General features: G+C 35.0%; 2 protein-coding genes. Both read right to left on the bottom strand.

Going from position 1 to position 1,185, the window contains the following annotated elements:
• Positions 1–664, bottom strand: a 664-nt coding sequence (locus AC1DRQ_RS31705; protein ID WP_477430156.1) for a carboxypeptidase-like regulatory domain-containing protein, incomplete at its 3' end; no start/stop codon positions are given.
• Positions 665–938: 274 nt separating this feature from the next.
• Positions 939–1,185 (bottom strand): DUF4974 domain-containing protein (locus tag AC1DRQ_RS31710; RefSeq protein ID WP_477430158.1); only part of this gene is annotated, 247 nt, incomplete at its 5' end.

The following is a 1,185-nucleotide window of genomic DNA, read 5'->3' on the forward strand; positions in this document are numbered from 1 at the left end:
TTACTGTACTTACAGAATAGCCTAATGATGATTTTTCACGCCTGATACCGGCAGCGGTTACCACTACCTCATTAAGCGTTTTTGAGTTTTGAGTAAGCTGAACATTAATAACCGTCGATTCGCCGACTGTTACTTCCTGCGTATCAAAACTGATATAGGTAAAAACCAAAATGCTGGCACTATTAGGAACATTTATTTTAAAGTTCCCATCTATATCGGTAACGGTACCCACTTTTGTACCTTTAACCATAATGCTAACGCCGGGTAATGTAGTGCCGTCGGCTTTTACCGTGACCTTACCCGTAACAATATGATCCTGGATGTTTGCTATCCAGTTGCTACTATCTTTTACCGCGTTATCTGAAACTAAACCGTAATTTTTTTTTAAKATGATATACCCACTATGTTCATTTACGCTATAGTCAATATCCAGTTTAATCAGGATCTTATTCAATACATCGCTTAATCTTTCCTGACTGGCATTAACACTTACCTTGCTTTTGAGCGGAATTATGCTTGAACTGTAAACAAATTTCACCTCAACTTTATTCTTAATGTTATTCAAAGCCTCTTCCAGGGTAACATTTTTCAAGTTGATTGAAAGCCTTTTATTTAAAATACCCTGGGCATAGTCAGGGTTAGCGAATGCAACGCCTGAGATCATGATTACAGCTATAAATTGTAAAATTGATATTCGCATTAGCTTAATTAAAAGAACCTTTTTCTTTTCCTTACATTTTTGCATACATTTGTTTGTTTTGTTGATTTTTGAATAGAATGAGACAAAAAAATCCCTTACCCACAGCAATGGGTTATCTTACTAATTTTTAAGACCTGGGAAAATTTAGAGCAGAGGTGGCTTCAACATCTCTGCTTTTTTTTGAAGAGAGTTTTTATTTAATCATACGCCTTTCTTTAGTTTAATTTAATTAGTTATTCTATTTAGTTAAGTTGAGTTTATCAGTTACGGTTACAGACCGCTCGTTTATTTTATAATCAAGATTAAGCGCCTCACATATCATATTCATGGTGTTCACTAATGATTGGTCAGTGAAATCGGCCGTTATGCGAATGTTGCTTAATTTTGAATTTTCACGATTGATCTTTATTTCGAATTTTTTTTCGACCCGCTGTAAAACATCGGCAACCGTTGCATCATTAAAAAACATTTCATACTCTGTACCC

Source organism: Mucilaginibacter sp. P4_E8, assembly GCF_056401495.1.